Source organism: Candidatus Pelagibacter communis, from assembly GCF_001180225.1.
In the GTDB taxonomy this organism is placed as follows: Bacteria; Pseudomonadota; Alphaproteobacteria; order Pelagibacterales; family Pelagibacteraceae; genus Pelagibacter; species Pelagibacter ubique_D.
This window is the reverse complement of the sequence record NZ_CVST01000040.1, coordinates 107,775-126,637: the sequence shown is the minus strand read 5'-3', so window position 1 is coordinate 126,637 and position 18,863 is coordinate 107,775. Positions and strand designations below refer to the sequence as shown.

Here is an 18,863-nt window from a genome sequence, read left to right as displayed (position 1 = left end):
TCTATTTTTGTATTTGTTTCTCATAAAAGCTTTTGTAAAGTTTAGATCTTCCAAGCAAATCTTCGTGATTACCATTATCAACAATTTTTCCATTATCTATTAAGTAAATATTATTAGAATTTAAAATAGTTGAAAGTCTATGAGCAATAACAACAGTTGTTTTATTTTTAGTTAAAATTTTTAACGCTTCTTGTATCTTTGTTTCTGTTTCTGAGTCCAATGATGAAGTGGCTTCATCAAGAAGAATAATAGAACTTTCCTTCATCATAGCTCTCGCAATTGATAGTCTCTGTTTTTCCCCTCCAGATAATCTTACTCCATTTTCACCAATTATTGTTTCATATTTATTTGGTAAATTATTTATAAATTCATGACAAAAAGATAATTTTGATACTTTAAAAATCTCTTCATCTGTAGCGTCGTCTTTGGCATATTTAATATTATTAATTATTGTATCATCAAAAAGTGTTGTTTCTTGGCTTACAAGAGAAATTTCTTTTCTCAAAGATTTTATGCTCACATCATATATAGATTGGTTGTCTATTAAAATATCTCCAGATTTTTTGTCATAAAACCTAGGAATTAGATTCATAATTGTTGATTTGCCTGACCCACTATGACCAACTAATGAGGTCATTTTTCCCCCTTCAAATTCAAGGTTAATTGAATTTAGTGTATCTTCGCTTTGGTTCTCATAAGCAAAATTTACATTTAAAAATTGTATTTTTGAATTTTTAATTAAAAGTCTACTTGCTCCTTTTTTGTCATTAATTTTATTTTTTTGGTCAATTATTGGAAGTATCCTAGAAGCTGCAGATAATCCTTGATTTGCAACCAAGTTTAGCGTCGATAGCGCCCTCACAGGTTGGTAAGCTAACATCATTGCTGCTAAAAAAGAAAAAAAATTATTAATTTCAAGTTCACCTTTAGACATTAGTAATCCTGAATAAAAAATTAAAATTGCAATCATTATACCGGTAAAGGTCTCCATAATTGGAGACATCCTTACGAATACAGTTTGTATTTTTTGATTTTTCTCTTTTAATTCTGTTAAAAATACATCAGCTCTACTTTTTTCAAATTCCTCTTTTTGAAATATTTTAATCAGTTTGTGATTTTTGAAAAGTTCAACTAGATAGGTGGTTAGAAAACCAGATTTTTCTTGAGCTTCTGTAGCTACTTTGCTGATTCTTTTTCCTAAAGTTTTAGCAGATAAGCTTGCCAAAGGTATCATTATGATAGAAATAAGAGCCAATTTCCAATTTTGTGAAAACATTACTATTAACAAACCAACTAGTGTTAATGAGTCTTTGAATAAAGTTAATATTGAATTACTTAGTAAATTTGTAATGTGTGTAACATCATAAGTAAGATTTGAAATAAATTTTCCCGAATGTTTTTTGTCAATAATTTGTGTATCTGTTGAAACTAAATTATTTACCATGTCATTCTGAAGTTTTTTTTTAATCGACTCCCCAACATTTATCATCGTTGCTTTTGCAAAGTATAAAGATAGACCTTTGGTTGTAAAAGCAAATATTATCATTAAAGGTATCAAAACTAATAATGACTGATCTTTATCTATAAAAAGTTTTTTAATTGCAGGATCTAAAAGCCATGCAATTGATGAAGTGCTCCCAGCCACTAATATAGATAAAAAAGCTGATAAAAAAATTTTATTTAAATATTTTTTCGAATAATCTTTATACAATCTTTTATAAATTTCAGATTTATTCATTAAAAATTTTTAGAGATTAAAATATTTATAAAAATAATTAGACCAAACACATTATTACTTTTAAAAGCTTTTAAACAGCTAAAGGGATTAGTTAAATTAAAAACTCTCATTTGATATAAAAATAAATGCATTAGAGGCAATATAGATAAAAAATAATAAATAGATTTAAACTCTATTAGATATCCTCCAATAAAAAATAAAACCAATAAAATTGAGTAACATAAAAATAGAAATTTTTTTGCATTTCCTTTAAATTTAATTGAGGTTGATTTTAGTCCAATAATTTCATCATCTTTAATATCCTGAAACCCATATATCGTGTCATAGCCTAATGTCCAAAATATGGCTCCTAAATAAAATAGAACAGGAATTATATCAATCTGACCTTTAATTGCTGTCCATCCAAGTATTAGACCATAATTAAAAGTAATACCTAAAAATAATTGAGGCCAATAAGTAAATCTTTTCATTAAAGGATAAGTAAAAGCAAGTGGCATTGAACCTAGAGCTAATATTATAGTGAATAAGTTAAAATTAATTAAAACTAAAAAAGCTAATAAGCAAAGTGTTGTTGAATAAAAGATTGCAAGTTTAACTGAAATTTTTCCTGAGGCTATCGGTCGATCCTTAGTCCTAAAAACTTTAGCATCAAATTCTCTATCTAAAATATCATTCACAATACATCCGGCTGAACGCATTAGAACTGAACCAAGAAAAAATAAAATTAAATAAAAAAAATAGTTATTCCAACTCAATGAAAAATCATATGCTAGTGTTAAACCCCATGCACAAGGCCAAAATAAAAGCATGTAACCGATAGGTTTTTTTAATCTTGTCAATTCAATGAAAAGTTTAATTTGGTTCATAATAATTTACTTGTAAATAACAAAGGGTAGTTTCATAATCAAATTGATTCGTATGAACATAGATTACACAGTTACTGCTTTAATGTTTCCGGCTATTCCATTGCTTATGAGTGTCTATAGCAATAGATTTCACTCATTAAGTATTTTAATTCGTCAACTTCATGACGAGCATGTTTATGAAAAGCATATTCCACCTGAATGGAAGAAGCAGTTTATCAATTTAAGTGGCAGGATAACACTTCTTAGATGGACAATTTTATTTGCTTCATTTGGCTTCCTATTCAATATGCTTACTGTTTTCGCACTTTATTTAGATGAAGTGTTTGCAGCGAGAGTAATTTTTGGCTCATGTTGTTTATCCATGATTATATCAATTATTTTTTTTATTAGAGAAATTCAAATTTCAACAAATGCCCTTAAACTCCATATGTCTGATATGGATGTAGATGTAAATTAGGGAAGTATAACTGCTGGACCAGTAAGAACTCTAGACTCTAGATCTTTGTGTGCTTGAGCAATATCTTTTAAAGAATATTTTTTTGAAATTTTTACTTTTACTTTTCCACTTGAAGCCATTTCAAAAACTTTATTAGCAGCTTCATCTAATTCTTCTCTTGTAGTTGTGTACTGCATAATACTTGGTCTTGTTAAATAAAGTCCCTTTGGTTGAATTGATTTTGCAACGTTAACTGGATCTAAAGGTCCTGATGCGTTACCAAAAGAAACTAACATTCCTCTTAATTTTAAACATTCAATTGAACCATCAAAAGTATTTTTTCCAACACCATCATAGACGACAGATAATCCTTTTCCTTCAGTAATTTCTTTTACTTTTTCAGCAAAATTATCTTTGTTATAATTAATCACATGGTCGTAGCCATTTTGTTTTGCATTTTCTATTTTTTCATCTGAACCGACAGTACCAATAACATTGCATCCTAGACTTTTGGCCCATTGTCCAAATATTTGACCAACACCACCAGCTGCTGCGTGAAATAAAATATCTTCTCCAGATATTACAGGATAAGTTTTGTGTAAAAGATAAAATGTAGTTATTCCTTTTGTCATCAAAGTTGCTGCTGTTTCTAAATCAACATTATCAGGAACTTTTACCAAGTTTTTAGTTGGGTAATTTCTATGAGTTGAGTAAGCACCAAGAGGAGCTGCACAGTATGCAACTTTATCTCCAACTTTAAAATCTTTTACTTCTGAACCAACTTTAGTTATTTCTCCAGCTCCCTCTAGACCTATTGGGGAGGGTAGAGTTAATGGATAAAGTCCTGATCGATGATAAGTATCAATGTAATTTAAACCGATCGCATGATTTTTAATCGTTACTTCATCAGCTTTTGGATCTTCAAGTTTAAGTTCTTTATATTCTAAAACTTCTGGTCCACCTGCTTTTGATATTATAACTGAATTCATAATTTATTTTACAAATGTACCATTATGATAATCTTGAACTGCTTGCAAGATTTCTGCTTTAGTATTCATCACAAAAGGACCACCTCTTGCAATTTCTTCATTTATCGGTTTTCCAGATATTACAAGAAATTTAGCATCTGTTTTTGCTTTTACTTTAAGCTCTTCACCTTTTGTTAATAATATTAAAGTACTATCCTTAACATTATCATGTTTCTCACTGCCAATTTCGATTTCACCATCAATTAAGTAAATAAATGTATTGTGAGTTGATGGAATATTAAAATTAAACTCTTTTTCTTTATCTAATTCTACATCAAAATAAACTGGTTCTACATTATGACCTTTTACAGGTCCTTCAGCATTTTCAAATTTTCCTGCAATAACTTTTACTTGTTTTTCATCATCTTTATGAACACTCATTTTATCAGCATCAATATAAATATATTCAGGCTTACTCATTTTTAATTTAGCAGGCATGTTAATCCATAGTTGAAAGCCATGAAGTCTTCCTTCTTTCATAGCAGGCATTTCTGAATGAATAATTCCACTTCCTGTTTTCATCCACTGAACATCACCTGCAGTCATTCTTCCTTCACCACCAGTGCTATCTTTGTGTTCAAAATCTCCAGCGAGCATATATGTAACGGTTTCAATTCCTCGATGTGGGTGGGGAGGGAAACCAGCAATATAGTCTTCGCTATTTTCAGATCCAAATTCATCTAGCATTAAGAAAGGATCAAAGTAATTTGGCTCAACACCAATACTTCTTTTTAATTTTACTCCCGCACCATCCGAAGCTGGAATAGGATCTATAATTTTTGATACTTCAATTGATTTCATGTAAGTTGATATAATTATCTACTTAGTTATATCAAGTAGATCATTTAAGTTTTTAATTTCATTTTGTGGTGAATAATCAAGTTTATCAAAGATATTATTATTTCTATTTACCCATATAGAATTGTATCCATAGTTTCCTCCACCAGATACATCCCAAGTATTTGCACTTAAAAAAGCAACTTCATTTTTTTCAATTTTATATTTTTTTATTGGCATATCATAAACTTTAGAGTCAGGCTTAAAAATACCAACTTCTTCGACAGAAAAAATATCATCAAATAAATTGTCTAATTTATTACTTTGTACTAATTCATTTAACAAAGAAGGCGTACCGTTAGAAAGTATTGCTAGTTTTAAATTTTTTTCTTTTAAAGATTTTAAAACTTCTGGTACTTCTTCAAAAGGAGAGAGTATTTTATATAGATTTAATAATTCATCCCTCATTGAATTATCTATTTTAAACACACTCATTGATTTATCCAAACTATTTTCAGTGATTTGCCAAAAATCTTTATGTCTTTTCATTAAACTTCTAAGCCATGTGTATTCTAATTGTGTGGTTCTCCAATAATTTGCAAAAGCCTCCCACTTATCACCAATTTTATCTTTGCATTTTTCTGCTGCTGAATTTACATCGAATAAAGTGCCGTAAGCGTCAAAAATTATTGCTTTAATATTTTTCATAAACTAATTTAATAAAATGAGTAACATTAGATTATATTTTTCTAAAAGTTTATCTAATAATTTAACTGATACACTTGATAAATCCCAATCACATTACTTACACAAAGTAATGAGAGTTAAAGAAAATGAAGTTTTCTCATTATTCAACAGCAGTGGTGAATGGGAAGCAAAAATTTTAAATATCTCAAAAGGTGTTGTTGAATTTAATATTACAAAACAATTAAGACATAAAGAAAATCCAAAAGAATTGTGGTTGGCATTTTCTCCAATTAAATCAAATTACTTTAACTTTATGATACAAAAAGCAACTGAGTTAGGTGTTACAAAGTTTATTCCCATAATATTTGATAGAACGATTGTTCGTAAGATTAATAAAGAGCGATTAGAGAAAGTAATTATTGAAGCATCAGAACAATCAAATAGAATTAATATTCCAGATATTGAAGACCCAAAATCATTAGATGATTTTTTAAATAACAATAAAGTTGATTTAATTTTTACTGATCTAAATTCTGAAAATACCAGAATAGATTTAAATAAGGTTACAGATAAACCTACATGTGTAATTATCGGTCCAGAGGGAGATTTTTCTGAAGAGGAAAGGGCTAAGATTCTAAAATTTAGTGGAGTTCAACCATTGAAAATTAATGAGAATATATTGAGATCTGAAACAGCCGTAATTTCAGCTATATCGATCATAAAATACGCCATAAATTGATATTTTGTCGCGAAAACTAAAGTGTAATTTTTTTGAAGACGTTCTATATAGGGTAAAAAAATGAAAAAAATTTTATTAACAATTCTTTCTACTTTAACTCCTGCAGTTGCGTTTGCTAACCAGCCGAAAGATTGGCAATTAGGTTTTCAAAAAGCAGCATCAGAGTCTATGAGAGATATCGTTAATTTTCATGATAAATTGTTATTACCAATCATAATTGCGATAAGTGTTTTCGTTTTATTTTTGATGGTCTATGCATGTATCAGATTTAGAGCATCAGCAAATCCAGTTCCTTCTAAAAGAACTCACAATGTTGCAGTAGAAGTTTTATGGACATTAATTCCATGTTTAATTTTAATCGTGATGGCAGTTCCATCGTTTAAAATTTTATATAAACAAGATTCAATACCGAAAGCAGATGTAACAGTTAAGGCAATTGGTTATCAATGGTACTGGGGATATGAGTATCCAGATGAAAATATTATTTTCGACTCTTACATGATTGAAGATAAAGATTTAAAAGAAAATCAGCCTAGATTATTAGCTGTAGATAATGAATTAGTTGTTCCAGTAAATAAAGTAGTTAAAGTTTTAATTACCGCAAATGATGTTTTGCACGCTTGGGCTTTACCATCTTTTGGAGTTAAAAGAGATGCAGTTCCTGGAAGAATAAATGAAACATGGTTTAAAGCAGAAGAAGTTGGAACTTATTATGGACAGTGTTCTGAGCTTTGTGGAATTAAACATGCTTTTATGCCGATTACAGTAAGAGTAGTTTCTGAGGAGGAATATCAAGAATGGCTTACTGGTGCTAAAATAAAATTTGCAAAAGAAATTAATGAAGAAGATCAATTTAAAAAACTAGCGAGTAAATAATATGTATACACAAACTGCATCACACGACGATCATCATACGCCAACTGGTTGGAAACGTTGGGCATATTCAACTAATCACAAAGATATTGGTACAATGTACCTTATATTTGCAATTGTTGCTGGTGTGATCGGAACTGCATTTTCAGTTTTAATGAGAATGGAATTAATGCATCCAGGTGATGGAATTTTAGGTGGAAATTATCATTTATACAATGTCTTAGTAACAGGTCATGGTTTAATCATGATCTTCTTTATGGTTATGCCAGCAATGATTGGTGGTTTTGGAAATTGGTTTGTACCAATCATGATTGGTGCACCTGATATGGCATTCCCAAGAATGAATAACATTTCATTTTGGTTACTACCAACTTCATTCATTTTATTAATCATGTCTATATTTATGGATGGCCCTCCAGGTCAAACTGGAGTTGGTGGTGGATGGACAATCTATCCTCCTTTATCATCTACAGCAGGACAGCCTGGTCCAGCAATGGACTTTGCTATTTTAAGTTTACACTTGGCAGGAGCGTCTTCAATTTTAGGAGCAGTAAACTTTATTACTACAATTTTAAACATGAGAACCCCAGGTATGACATTGCATAAAATGCCTTTATTTGCTTGGTCAATTTTAGTTACAGCGTTCTTATTACTTTTATCACTTCCAGTGTTAGCAGGTGCAATCACAATGCTATTAACAGATAGAAATTTCGGAACTGCATTCTTTGATGCTCAAACAGGTGGAGATCCAGTATTATTCCAACACCTATTCTGGTTCTTTGGACATCCTGAAGTTTATATTTTAATTTTACCTGGTTTTGGAATGATCAGTCATATTGTTTCAACATTCTCAAGAAAACCAGTATTTGGATATTTAGGTATGGCATATGCAATGGTAGCAATTGGAATAGTTGGTTTCGTTGTATGGGCTCACCATATGTATACAGTTGGTTTAAGCACGGATACTAAAGCTTATTTCTTAGCAGCGACGATGATCATTGCCGTCCCGACGGGAATTAAAATATTTTCTTGGATAGCAACTATGTGGGGTGGTTCAATATCATTTAAGACACCCATGGTTTGGGCTTTAGGATTTATATTTTTATTTACAGTCGGTGGAGTTACAGGTGTTGTTCTTGCAAATGCAGGTGTAGATACAGCAATGCATGATACTTACTATGTAGTAGCTCACTTCCACTATGTATTATCTTTGGGTGCGGTGTTCGCAATCTTTGCAGGCTTTTATTACTGGTTTGGAAAAATGAGTGGTTACGAGTATTCAGAGTGGTTAGGTCAATTACACTTCTGGTTAACATTTATTGGTGTAAACTTAATTTTCTTCCCTCAACACTTCTTAGGTTTAGCGGGGATGCCTAGAAGATATGCAGATTATCCAGATGCATTTGCTGGTTGGAATTATATATCTTCAATTGGATCATATATTTCTGTAATTGGTTTAGGAGTATTTTTCGCAAATCTAATTTATGCATTTTATAAGAAAAAAGCTGCTGCTCAAAACCCTTGGGGTGAAGGAGCAACAACTTTAGAGTGGACAGTACCGTCTCCTCCAAATTTTCATACTTTTGATGAATTACCGAAGTTTGAAGATGAAGAGAGTGCAGAAAAATCTACTACTTAAAAAGTATTTAGATTTTTTGTCTAAAATTAAATGATTAAGTCTAAGTTAAAAAATAGAAATTTAAGTCAAGAAGACGTTTTCAATTTCTCTGAGTTATTTAAACTTATGAAGCCAAGAGTAATGTCTCTTGTGATTTTTACTTGTGCAGTTGGATTGTTAATGGCGCCAAATATTATTCCAACAAAAGATGCAATAATTGGAATTATTTTAGTTTCTATTGGCGCTGGTGCCGCTGGAGCTTTAAACATGTGGTACGAGTCTGATTTAGATGCATTAATGACAAGGACTTGTTTGAGACCTATACCAACTGGAAAGGTTAATAAAAACCAAGCTTTGATTTTTGGTATCGCTTTATCAATATTTTCTGTTGTTGCTTTAGATTATTTTGCAAATACAGTTTCAGCAGCTTTATTGTTATTTACAATTTTGTTTTATGTGCTGGTTTATACTATTTGGCTTAAAAGAAAAACGCCTCAAAATATAGTTATTGGAGGTGCTGCAGGAGCATTACCTCCTGTAATTGGTTGGACTATAGCTACTAACTCACTTTCACTTGAGCCATTAACTTTCTTTCTAATTATCTTTTTTTGGACACCATCACACTTCTGGGCACTAAGTTTATATAAATCTGATGATTATAAAAAAGCAAATATTCCAATGCTTCCATTGACTAATGGTGTTGAAAGCACAAAATTAAATATATTTGTTTATTCGTTAATAATGTTGCCAGTTATTGTTTTCCCATATGCAATTAATTTTGTTGGTCTAGTATTTTTGATCCCATCGTTAATTTTGACAATTTATTATAATTACTTATGTTTTGAACTTTACAAATTTAAGAAGAATAAGTTTGATGCAAAAAAAGCAAAAACAATTTTTGGATACTCCATATTATATTTGTTTTTAGTTTTTGTATTTTTCTTAATAGATAAAATTTTATGATAACACCCGATAAAAAAACAAAGAAAAAAAATATTATTACTGCTTTAGCAATTTTAGCTTTTATGGTTTTTTTGTTTGTTTTTACATTATATAACGTTGGCGTATTTGATAGGCAGATATGATTAAGAGCAAAACATTAACTCCATTACTTCTAGCAGGTATTTTTTGTTTAATGTTAGGTTTATCTTTTGCGGCAGTGCCCTTATATGATCTTTTTTGTCGTGTAACTGGCTTTGGAGGAACAACCCAAGTATCTAAAGAAGCCCCGAAAATAGTTTTAGATAAAGTTGTAAGTGTAAGATTTGATACGAATGTAAACAATCTCACTTGGGATTTTAAGGCAAAATCAAATGTCATTGATGTTAAGGTTGGTCAGGTAAATAGAATTGAGTTTGAGGTTGAGAACTATGGAGACGAAACAACCTATGGAGTTGCTAGTTTCAATGTTTCGCCTGCAAGTTTTGGTAAATATTATAGTAAATTAGGCTGTTTTTGCTTCGAAAAACAGGAACTTAAGGCAGGTGAGAAGGCAACTTATATTATGACTTTTTATTTGGACCCAGAACTGGTAAATGATCCAACAGTTAAAAACTTACAGGATGTAACTATGTCGTATACTTTTTTCTCGACAGATTATTATAAACAATCATAATTAAAAAAATATGTCAGCTGAAAAAAAACATGATTATCACTTAGTAGACCCAAGTCCTTGGCCTATATTTACATCTTTTGCATGCTTGGTACTAGCTATTGGAGCAATTTTTTATATGCACAATGATGTATCTTGGGGAATGTATTTGGGATTAGCTCTTGTAATTTATGCAGCTTATATGTGGTTCAGAGATGTTGTGATTGAAGCTGAACATCAAGGTCACCATACTCCAGTTGTTCAAATCCATCATAGATATGGAATGACGTTATTTATTGCTTCTGAAGTTATGTTCTTCGTTGCATGGTTTTGGGCATATTTTGATATAAGTTTGTTCCCAAATGAGTTTGTGGGAAATGTTTGGCCTCCACAAGACATAGAAACTTTTGATCCATGGGACATTCCATTAATTAATACACTAGTTTTATTATTATCAGGTACTACAGTAACTTGGGCTCACCACTCTTTATTAGAAGACGATAGAAAGGGATTTATTCAAGGATTAACAGCAACTGTTGCACTAGGCTTCTTTTTTACTTTATTACAGGCTTACGAATATCATCATGCTACATTTGATTATTCAGGACATATTTATGGTGCAGTATTTTATATGGCAACAGGTTTTCATGGTTTCCACGTAATTGTTGGAACAATCTTTCTTGCTGTTTGTTTATGGAGAGGAAGATTGGGTCACTTTACGAAAGAACACCACTTTGGTTTTGAGGCAGCTGCTTGGTACTGGCACTTTGTGGATGTTGTTTGGTTATTCTTGTTTGCAGCTATCTACGTTTGGGGAAGTTAGTATTTAATCCTTGAAGAATAAGCTTCTATTTTCAGTTTTTGTTTATTTTATAATTTTAGTTTTGTTGTCATTAGGCTTTTGGCAATTGTATAGATTGAGTTGGAAATTAGATCTAATCAATCAAATTGAAAATTCTTTAAAGATTGATCCAGTTGAACTTCAAAATGTAGAAAAAAAAAATTATTTAAGAATTAAAACATCAGGACAAATTGATTTTGAAAAACAAATTTATCTCTATAATCTTAACGAAACTGGTAAACCTGGATTTGAAGTTATTAACCCAATTAAAGTTGGAAACGAAGATTATTTAATTAATAGAGGCTGGATATCTTTTGAACAAAAAAACAAACCAGAGATTAACGTTGTTGATCAAAAAAATATTATTGGTACTTTAATGCTTCAATCAAAATCAAGCTCATTCAAACCCAAGAATGAAGTGGATAAAAATTACTGGTTTACACTAGATCGGGAAGATATTTTAAAATTTACAGGAAAAAACTTTTCAAAATATATTATTTATTTAAACGGTAACTACGAAAACCCAAGACCAAGAGTTATCACTGCTAAAATTTCAAACAATCACAAAAAGTACGCAATTACTTGGTTTTCGATGGCGATTTCAATCCTTTTAATATATCTATATTTTAGAAAAAAAAATTATTAAATGAGATACGTCAGCACTAGAAATACTTCAAAAACATATGAATTTAAGGATGTTTTTATCAAAGGTCTTGCTGATGATGGGGGATTGTTTATTCCTAGCTCACTTCCAAACTATAGTGAAAAAGAAATTCAAGAATTCAGGTCACTAAATTATTCAGATTTAGCAAAAAAAATCATTTTTCCTTTTATAGGAAATTTTATGGATAAAGATGAATTGTCTAAAATAATTGACAAATCTTATTCTGTTTTTAGGAGAGAAAATGTAATTGATTTCATAAAAATAGGAGATCGATCAGTCTTAGAGTTATTTCATGGCCCAACACTAGCCTTTAAGGATGTTGCTATGCAACTTCTTGGAAATTTTTATGAATTTTATTTAAGCAAGCAAAAAGAAAAAATTAATATTGTAGTTGCCACATCTGGAGATACGGGGGCAGCAGCTATAGATGCAATAAAAGGAAAAGAAAATTTAAATATTTTTGTACTACATCCTGATAATCGAGTTTCTTCTGTTCAGCGAAAAATCATGACTACTGGAAAACATGAAAATGTATTTAATATCGCTATTAAAGGAAATTTTGATGACTGCCAAAACTTAGTTAAATCAATGTTTTCTGACACAAAATTTTCTCAAGATATTAATATGTCAGGTGTAAATTCAATCAACTGGGCAAGAATTATTGCTCAATGTGTTTATTACTTTTACAGCTATTATCTCATTGAAGATTACACTAAACCCACTAATTTTTCTGTTCCCACAGGGAATTTTGGAGATGTATACGCAGGTTATTTAGCCAAAAAAATGGGTTTGCCCATTAATAAATTGATTGTTGCAACAAATCAAAATGACATTCTCCATAGAGCTATTTCAAACGGTAATTACGAGGCTGAAACTGTTTCCGAAACTATTTCTCCTAGCATGGATATACAGATTGCAAGTAACTTTGAGAGACTTATTTTTGATTTGAATGATAAGAATTCAGAACAAACATCAAAAGACATGATGAAAATTAAAGAAGAAGGAAAATATTCAATTGATAAAGAAAAGTTAAATTTAATTAATCAAGATTTCTTATCAGCAAGAATGAGCGAGACGGAAACACTTGATATTATTAAGTCTGTTTATCAAGAATTTAATATTGTTTTAGACCCTCATACTGCAATTGGTTATGGAGCTTTTGATAAACACAATCTCAATGGTAATAATATTGTGCTAGCAACTGCACATCCATGTAAGTTTCCTGATGCAATTCAAAGTGCTATAAATATTAAAGCTGAGTTACCAAATGAACTTCAATTTATATTAAATGAGAAAGAAAATTATGATATTCTTGAAAATGATATTGAAAAAGTAAAAGAACATATTAAAGATAGATCCAAATGAAAATAAAAGAAAACGATAATCTACCAAATTCAGAAATTTTTGTTCTTCAAGATGGAGAACCTGTGAAAAAAAATATAGAAGATTTTTTTAAAGACAAAAAAGTTGTAATATTTGGACTACCTGGTGCATATACTTCTGTATGTTCTGCTAAACATTTGCCAGGATATATTAAGATGCATGATCAATATAAAGAAAAAGGTATTGATCATATAATTTGTATTTCAGTAAATGATCCCTTTGTGATGAATGCTTGGGGTAAACAAAATGATGTAGGTGAAAAAATTGTTATGATGGGTGATCCATTTCTTAATTTCACAAAAGAAATTGGTGCAGATGTTGACAAAAGTGGCAGAGGTTTAGGAATTAGATCTAATAGATACACGATGTTTGTTGATAACATGAAGGTTATTAAAATTCAGGAAGAAGCAGATACTGGATCTTGTGAAATCTCAGCAGCAGAAAATTTCTTTAAATTAATCTAGACTTGCAGCTTTTTTAGCTAATAAATCAACTTCTTCATTTAGTGGATTTCCAGCATGAGCTTTAACCCAGTTCCACTTAATCTTAAAATTATTATTTAAATCATGCAATTGAACCCATAAATCTTTATTTTTAACATCTTCTTTATTAGATGTTTTCCAATTATTTTTAATCCAATTGTGGATCCAATCAGTAATTCCATTTTTAACATATTTAGAATCTGTGTAGATTTCTATCAAATCTTCAGAATTTACTTCTTTTAATGCATTGATTGTCGCCATTAATTCCATTCTATTATTTGTTGTATCTTTTTCACTTCCACTTATTTTTTTCACTTCATTATCAGTGCATATTATTGCTGCCCATCCACCATTTCCTGGATTTTTTAAACATGAGCCATCAGTATAAATTTTAATCATTAAATCAAATAATCTTTAAAACTATTCAAATTGTTATGAGCAATAAGTTTTTGATAATATTCGTTTGGATCCTTAATTTTGATTAATGCTGTTTTTGGAGTATTTGTATAATCATATAGTCTAGTTAAAAGATATCTAAGAGCAGCACCTCTACACAAGATATTTAAATTATTTTTTTCATTTAATTTAATTTTTTTAACGCTGTTGTATCCCTTGATCAATTTATCAATTTTCTTTTTATTAATTATAAATTTTTTATTTTTTTCATCAAAACATAGAGCATTAATACAGATTGCTATTTCATACATGTAGTAATCATTAGCGGCAAAGTAAAAATCAATAATTCCAGACAGTTTATTTTTGTTAAAAAAAATATTATCTACGAATAAATCACCATGTATAATTCCAGAAGGAAGTTTTTTTGGCCAATTTTTTTTAATATCTTTAAAATTATTATATAAAAATTTTTTTAAATTTGATCCTTTATTTGATTTAAATTTAATACTCTGAAGTAAAGGTTTTAAATATTTTACACCCATTGAATTTTTTCTTGTAAATTTTATCCTCTTAGTAACCAGATGCATTTTAGCTATTGCTTTTCCAATAGCATAGCAGTCAGTTTCATTAACTTTCATTTTATCTTTTCCACTTAAGAAAGTGACAATACAAGCTGTTTTATTTTTTAGTTTAATTAAATAATTTTTGTCTTTAGTTTTAAGTGGTCTTGGGCAATTAATTTTTGAATCATTTAAATGATCCATTAATTTCATAAAAAAAGGTATCTCTTTTGGAAGAACTCTCTTCTCAAAAATTGTGAGAATAAACTTTTTATTTTTGGATTTTAAAATGTAATTTGTATTTTCAATTCCTTTAGTAATTCCTTGGAAACTTAAAATTTTTTCAATATTAAACTTGTTGTTTATTATATCGATATCACTCTGATTTATTTTTGTATATACAGCCATTTAATTTAATTTGTTAGGAACTTTAAAGACCACATTTTCTTTTATAATTTCTACTTCCTCAACATTTATAGAAAATTTTTTTTTTAATTTATTAATAAAATCTTCTACAAGAATTTCGGGTGCTGATGCTCCTGATGATATACCAATAGTATTTGAATTCTGTATTTGATCAAAAGGAATTTCACTTTCAGAATGAAAAAGTTGTGAATTTTGACAACCTGATTTTTTTGCTACTTCAACAAGTCTAACTGAATTTGAAGAGTTTCTACTACCTATTACAAAAAACATATCACACTCTTTCGCAATATTTTTTACTGCCATTTGTCTATTAGTTGTTGCATAACAAATATCCTCTTTTGCTGGCTCTTTAATGTTTGTAAATCTATCTTTCAAAATCTTTATTATTTCTTTAGTGTCATCAACGGATAGTGTTGTTTGAGTTATATAAGCCAATTTTTCTTTATGATTGGTTTTGTACTCCATTGCTTCAGCTTCATTTTGAACCAAATCAATAGATCCTTTAGGTAATTGGCCCATAGTGCCTATTACTTCTGGATGGTTCTCATGTCCAATCAAAATAATATGATAACCAGCTTTATTTAAGTTTTCCGCTTCTCTATGAACCTTAGAAACTAGTGGACAAGTAGCATCTACATAAGTCATTTTATAATTTTCAGCATCTTTTGGTATTTTTTTTGGAACACCGTGCGCAGAAAAAATAACAGGTCTAGATTTGTCATTAATTTCCTCTAATTCTTCAACAAAGATAGCACCTTTATTTTTTAAATTATCAACAACATGCTTGTTATGAACGATTTCGTGTCTAACATAAACTGGCGATCCATATTTTTGAATAGATTTTTCTACAATCTCTATAGCTCTCTCAACACCAGCACAAAAACCCCTTGGAGCAGAAAGTAAAATTTTAATTTGTTTGTTTTTCATTTTTCTCTAAAAAATATTCCAGCAATATATGTGGAAAGGTTAAAGACGCCAAACCAATAAAAATTAGTTTTAAGATTGCATCATCTATATAATTAACCTTATTTAATAATAATAATACAATTATTGAAACGAAAATTGTTAAAAGTGTAAGTGGTAAAGCCTTTAAAATAAATAATTTTAGTCCATTTTGGAGATTGTTTTCATCAAGGTCTATCGCAAGTGAAATAGAGTGCCTCACAGAATGTAAAAAACAAAAATAAATTGTAAAAGCTACTAAAGGAGTAAAGTAGTAATTTAAAATTATAATTGAGAAATAATCAAAAAAAATAGTGAATTTTTTTAATTCAAACTTATCAATAAATAAAAATATACTTGATAATGAACTCAAAATAATTGATATCTCGATTATCTTTTTTTCTTCTAAAAATTCTAAGAATAAATAAAAATTTTCATTAACAACAAGTAATGATTTGAATATTTTCACAGTATCATCAAAATGAAAAAAAAGCGGGGCAAGAATTATGAGTGATCCTTTTAAAAGGTATAATATTTGAATTAAGTAAGATTTTTTGTTTATTAAAAATTGTGTATCTTCTTTACCAAAATGAAATGATGCCACTATAAGAAAAACTAACAGTGTGGTTGCAGGTAAGAGTGACCAAATAATAATTACACAAACTGCTATAAAAATATAGAAAATATAGAAAATATATATTCTTTCAAAATTAAATAATTTAAGAAGTTTTTTACCTTTAATATTATCTAATGCACCGTGTGAAACTCCAATAGTTAAAATTAAAAATAAGCATATTGATGATGAAATATCTAAATAATTTAATCTAAACATCACTACAGAAAATAGATTAATTAGCAAAAAAAATATAAATGAATGATTAAGGTTAATTTTTTTAATTAATTGATTAGTCATTTAAAATAATTCTTTTAAAAATTTCCATTTAGGCATTTTTAAAATTATTTCTAAATCTTCAAAAAAATTACTTTTATTAGATAAGAAATTAATAGCAGTCTTAGGTGAACTATTGAACATTTTAAAGAAAATTTCCCCCATATCTGAAGAGTTATTTCTTAAAACTTTCAAAAAAATATTGTCCAAAAAATCATATTTTTTTTTAATTTTAAACAATTTAGCTTTAGAAATATTTTCAATGTTTTCTGCTATATATTTACTGTGTTCCTGAATATTTAAAAAAGTATAACCCGTGCTTAATCTTGTCATATCACCGGCTGATCCAATATATATTTCATTTAATTTTTTTAGATTTTTATTTCTAAATAAAGGTATAAAGCCTTCTTCTTTAAAATTGATTTTATAATTTCTGATATTTAAATGGTTTTTTAAGTATTGATCTATTTGATTATCATAATCTTTTATATTTTCATTACTTAAATTTGATATCCAAGTAGTTTCCACAAGAGCACTTTTTTTTGAAAAAGGTAATGTGTAAAAAAAATGAACCTCATTTTTTTGATCACAAGCAAAATCCATTAAGTTAAATATTTGGTCATCAAAAAAATCTTTTTCTGTTTCAATTTCTACACCACAAAAATGTTGCCACAAATTATTTTTCTTATTTTCAAAATTTGGAACGCTGTTAAAAATTATTGAATTTGATAATTCAATATCATTAATATTCTTAAAAAATTTTATATTTTCATTTAATTTAAGTTTTGAAAGAATTTTGTCATAAAATTTTCCAGTATCTATAGATTGGTAAGGTGTTAGCTTACAATCAATAAACTTTGTATCATTAGGAGTGTTTATAGAAAAATTATCCCAACTTTTTTTTACACAATCATCAAAATTATGTGGAAATACTTTCCAAAATGACCAAGTTTTGTCTCTTTTATATTCGTCCCTAGGCTCAATTATAGCCAAAGATTTATTTTTTAATTTATCAGAAATTTCAAGTTCATAAGCCAAAGACAAACCTGCACAACCACCACCGATAATTATGTAATCAAAATCTTTCATTTAAATTTATCTCTTCATTAATTAATGAATGATCATGTTCAATGTTCTTATCATTTTTATTTGTAAATGTTAAAATTATTAAATCAAAAATTGATAAAAAAGTTTCAATGATTTTTTCAATTTTTGTTACATAAATTTTTCCAGAATTTTTATAATTTTCTAAATTATTTTTATTAATTATTTTGTGTCCAATTTTTCGGTAGACTCGTCTTGCAACTAAAATAGAGAATCTGAAACTTAAAGGTATTTCTTTAATTGAGTAAAAAGAATTTTCATAAAATCTTTCAGATAAAGAGATGGCAGATTTGATATCGTTGAAATTTTCATTGATATAAATTCTTTTATTATTTTTATCTTCAATTACATCTCTTGAAATATTGGTAAGCTGCATTGCTATTCCAAGATCAATAGCTGATTTCAAGGAATTTGTCTTATTAACTTTTAAAATTTTTGCCATCATCAAACCAACTGTACCTGCTACTCTATAAGAGTAAATTAATAACTCTTTTTTTGATTTTAATTCCACTCTTTCTTTAATATCTGAATTAATCCCGTCAAATAAATCATTAATTACTTTTGTTGAAATATTAAATTCATCTATAAGTTCCCAAATATTTTTAATAACAATGTTTTGAAAGTTTTTATTTAAAAAATCTTTTTTAAATTTTTCAAATTTAATTATTTTGTCTTCTAATTTTCCTGGATCATCTGCAATATTATCTGCTTCTCTACAAAAATCATAAAGCGCAGAACATTTATCATAAGTTTTTTTTGGTAAAAAAAAACCAGCCCAATTAAATGATTTTGCATATGTTGCTAAATAATTTTTAGTTAACAT

At 28.7% G+C, this 18,863-nt stretch carries 21 protein-coding genes; 10 read left to right on the top strand and 11 right to left on the bottom strand.

Annotated elements, in window-relative coordinates; genetic code table 11:
- Position 1: 1 nt before the first annotated feature.
- Both AMN99_RS03400 and ubiA read right to left on the bottom strand, forming a co-directional pair.
- Positions 2-1,738, bottom strand: a complete 1,737-nt coding sequence (locus tag AMN99_RS03400; protein WP_075506431.1) for an ABC transporter ATP-binding protein — start codon at positions 1,736-1,738, stop codon at positions 2-4.
- Positions 1,738-2,604 carry a 4-hydroxybenzoate octaprenyltransferase gene (gene ubiA / locus AMN99_RS03395; RefSeq protein ID WP_075506430.1) on the bottom strand — a complete coding sequence of 289 codons (867 nt, stop codon included), beginning with the start codon at positions 2,602-2,604 and terminating at the stop codon, positions 1,738-1,740. The genes AMN99_RS03400 and ubiA overlap by 1 nt, the downstream gene beginning before the upstream one ends.
- 52 nt (positions 2,605-2,656) lie before the next feature.
- Between ubiA and AMN99_RS03390 the strand changes: the two genes are divergently transcribed.
- A complete protein-coding gene (locus AMN99_RS03390) occupies positions 2,657-3,061 on the top strand; it encodes a DUF2721 domain-containing protein (RefSeq protein ID WP_075506429.1) in 405 nt (134 codons plus the stop codon).
- On the opposite strand, the gene AMN99_RS03385 is transcribed toward AMN99_RS03390, so the two are convergent.
- Genes AMN99_RS03385 through AMN99_RS03375 form a run of 3 tightly spaced genes read right to left on the bottom strand, consistent with a single transcriptional unit; the run spans position 3,058 to position 5,553 of the window.
- A complete protein-coding gene (locus tag AMN99_RS03385; RefSeq protein ID WP_075506428.1) occupies positions 3,058-4,029 on the bottom strand; it encodes a quinone oxidoreductase family protein in 972 nt (323 codons plus the stop codon). The genes AMN99_RS03390 and AMN99_RS03385 overlap by 4 nt on opposite strands.
- Positions 4,030-4,032: 3 nt before the next feature.
- On the bottom strand, positions 4,033-4,869 hold the full coding sequence (locus AMN99_RS03380) for a pirin family protein (protein WP_075506427.1): 837 nt from the start codon (positions 4,867-4,869) through the stop codon (positions 4,033-4,035).
- A gap of 18 nt (positions 4,870-4,887) precedes the next feature.
- Positions 4,888-5,553, bottom strand: a complete 666-nt coding sequence (locus AMN99_RS03375) for a haloacid dehalogenase type II (RefSeq protein ID WP_075506426.1) — start codon at positions 5,551-5,553, stop codon at positions 4,888-4,890.
- A gap of 16 nt (positions 5,554-5,569) precedes the next feature.
- Here AMN99_RS03375 and AMN99_RS03370 point away from each other — a divergent pair, with 16 nt between their 5' ends.
- The 9 genes from AMN99_RS03370 (at position 5,570) to AMN99_RS03325 (ending at position 13,705) form a co-directional block, all read left to right on the top strand.
- Positions 5,570-6,271, top strand: a complete 702-nt coding sequence (locus AMN99_RS03370) for an RsmE family RNA methyltransferase (RefSeq protein ID WP_075506425.1) — start codon at positions 5,570-5,572, stop codon at positions 6,269-6,271.
- Between the two features lie 60 nt (positions 6,272-6,331).
- The gene (gene coxB / locus AMN99_RS03365; protein ID WP_075506424.1) at positions 6,332-7,147 is read left to right on the top strand and encodes a cytochrome c oxidase subunit II; all 816 of its coding nucleotides are present in this window, start codon (positions 6,332-6,334) and stop codon (positions 7,145-7,147) included.
- 1 nt (position 7,148) lies between these two features.
- Positions 7,149-8,783: a cytochrome c oxidase subunit I gene (gene ctaD / locus AMN99_RS03360; protein ID WP_075506423.1), complete on the top strand. Its 1,635-nt coding sequence runs from the start codon at positions 7,149-7,151 to the stop codon at positions 8,781-8,783.
- Positions 8,784-8,813: 30 nt separating this feature from the next.
- Positions 8,814-9,725, top strand: a complete 912-nt coding sequence (cyoE, locus tag AMN99_RS03355) for a heme o synthase (protein ID WP_075506422.1) — start codon at positions 8,814-8,816, stop codon at positions 9,723-9,725.
- A 118-nt stretch (positions 9,726-9,843) separates the two neighbouring features.
- Complete coding sequence (locus AMN99_RS03345; protein WP_256998103.1) at positions 9,844-10,377, top strand: cytochrome c oxidase assembly protein; 534 nt, start codon at positions 9,844-9,846, stop codon at positions 10,375-10,377.
- A 10-nt stretch (positions 10,378-10,387) separates the two neighbouring features.
- Positions 10,388-11,176 (top strand): cytochrome c oxidase subunit 3, encoded by a 789-nt coding sequence (locus tag AMN99_RS03340; protein WP_075506420.1) that lies wholly within the window; start codon positions 10,388-10,390, stop codon positions 11,174-11,176.
- 10 nt (positions 11,177-11,186) lie between these two features.
- On the top strand, positions 11,187-11,840 hold the full coding sequence (locus AMN99_RS03335) for an SURF1 family protein (protein ID WP_075506419.1): 654 nt from the start codon (positions 11,187-11,189) through the stop codon (positions 11,838-11,840).
- A complete protein-coding gene (gene thrC / locus AMN99_RS03330; protein ID WP_075506418.1) occupies positions 11,841-13,223 on the top strand; it encodes a threonine synthase in 1,383 nt (460 codons plus the stop codon).
- Positions 13,220-13,705, top strand: coding sequence for a peroxiredoxin (locus tag AMN99_RS03325; RefSeq protein WP_075506417.1), 486 nt, complete (start codon positions 13,220-13,222; stop codon positions 13,703-13,705). The genes thrC and AMN99_RS03325 overlap by 4 nt, the downstream gene beginning before the upstream one ends.
- Here the strand turns inward: AMN99_RS03325 and rnhA are convergent.
- From rnhA to AMN99_RS03295, 6 genes are read right to left on the bottom strand one after another with little or no spacing between them, the layout of a single operon-like run.
- The gene (rnhA, locus tag AMN99_RS03320) at positions 13,697-14,122 is read right to left on the bottom strand and encodes a ribonuclease HI (RefSeq protein WP_075506416.1); all 426 of its coding nucleotides are present in this window, start codon (positions 14,120-14,122) and stop codon (positions 13,697-13,699) included. The two genes, AMN99_RS03325 and rnhA, sit on opposite strands and share 9 nt — an antisense overlap.
- Positions 14,122-15,087, bottom strand: coding sequence for a homoserine kinase (locus AMN99_RS03315; RefSeq protein ID WP_075506415.1), 966 nt, complete (start codon positions 15,085-15,087; stop codon positions 14,122-14,124). Before AMN99_RS03315 ends, rnhA begins: the two co-directional genes overlap by 1 nt.
- Positions 15,088-16,032 carry a 4-hydroxy-3-methylbut-2-enyl diphosphate reductase gene (gene ispH / locus AMN99_RS03310; RefSeq protein WP_075506414.1) on the bottom strand — a complete coding sequence of 315 codons (945 nt, stop codon included), beginning with the start codon at positions 16,030-16,032 and terminating at the stop codon, positions 15,088-15,090. It abuts the gene before it with no gap.
- Entirely contained in the window at positions 16,013-16,960 is a 948-nt protein-coding gene (locus AMN99_RS03305; RefSeq protein ID WP_075506413.1) for a Brp/Blh family beta-carotene 15,15'-dioxygenase, read from the bottom strand. Before AMN99_RS03305 ends, ispH begins: the two co-directional genes overlap by 20 nt.
- Positions 16,961-18,025 carry a lycopene cyclase family protein gene (locus AMN99_RS03300; protein ID WP_075506412.1) on the bottom strand — a complete coding sequence of 355 codons (1,065 nt, stop codon included), beginning with the start codon at positions 18,023-18,025 and terminating at the stop codon, positions 16,961-16,963.
- The gene (locus tag AMN99_RS03295) at positions 18,012-18,863 is read right to left on the bottom strand and encodes a phytoene/squalene synthase family protein (RefSeq protein WP_075506411.1); all 852 of its coding nucleotides are present in this window, start codon (positions 18,861-18,863) and stop codon (positions 18,012-18,014) included. Before AMN99_RS03295 ends, AMN99_RS03300 begins: the two co-directional genes overlap by 14 nt.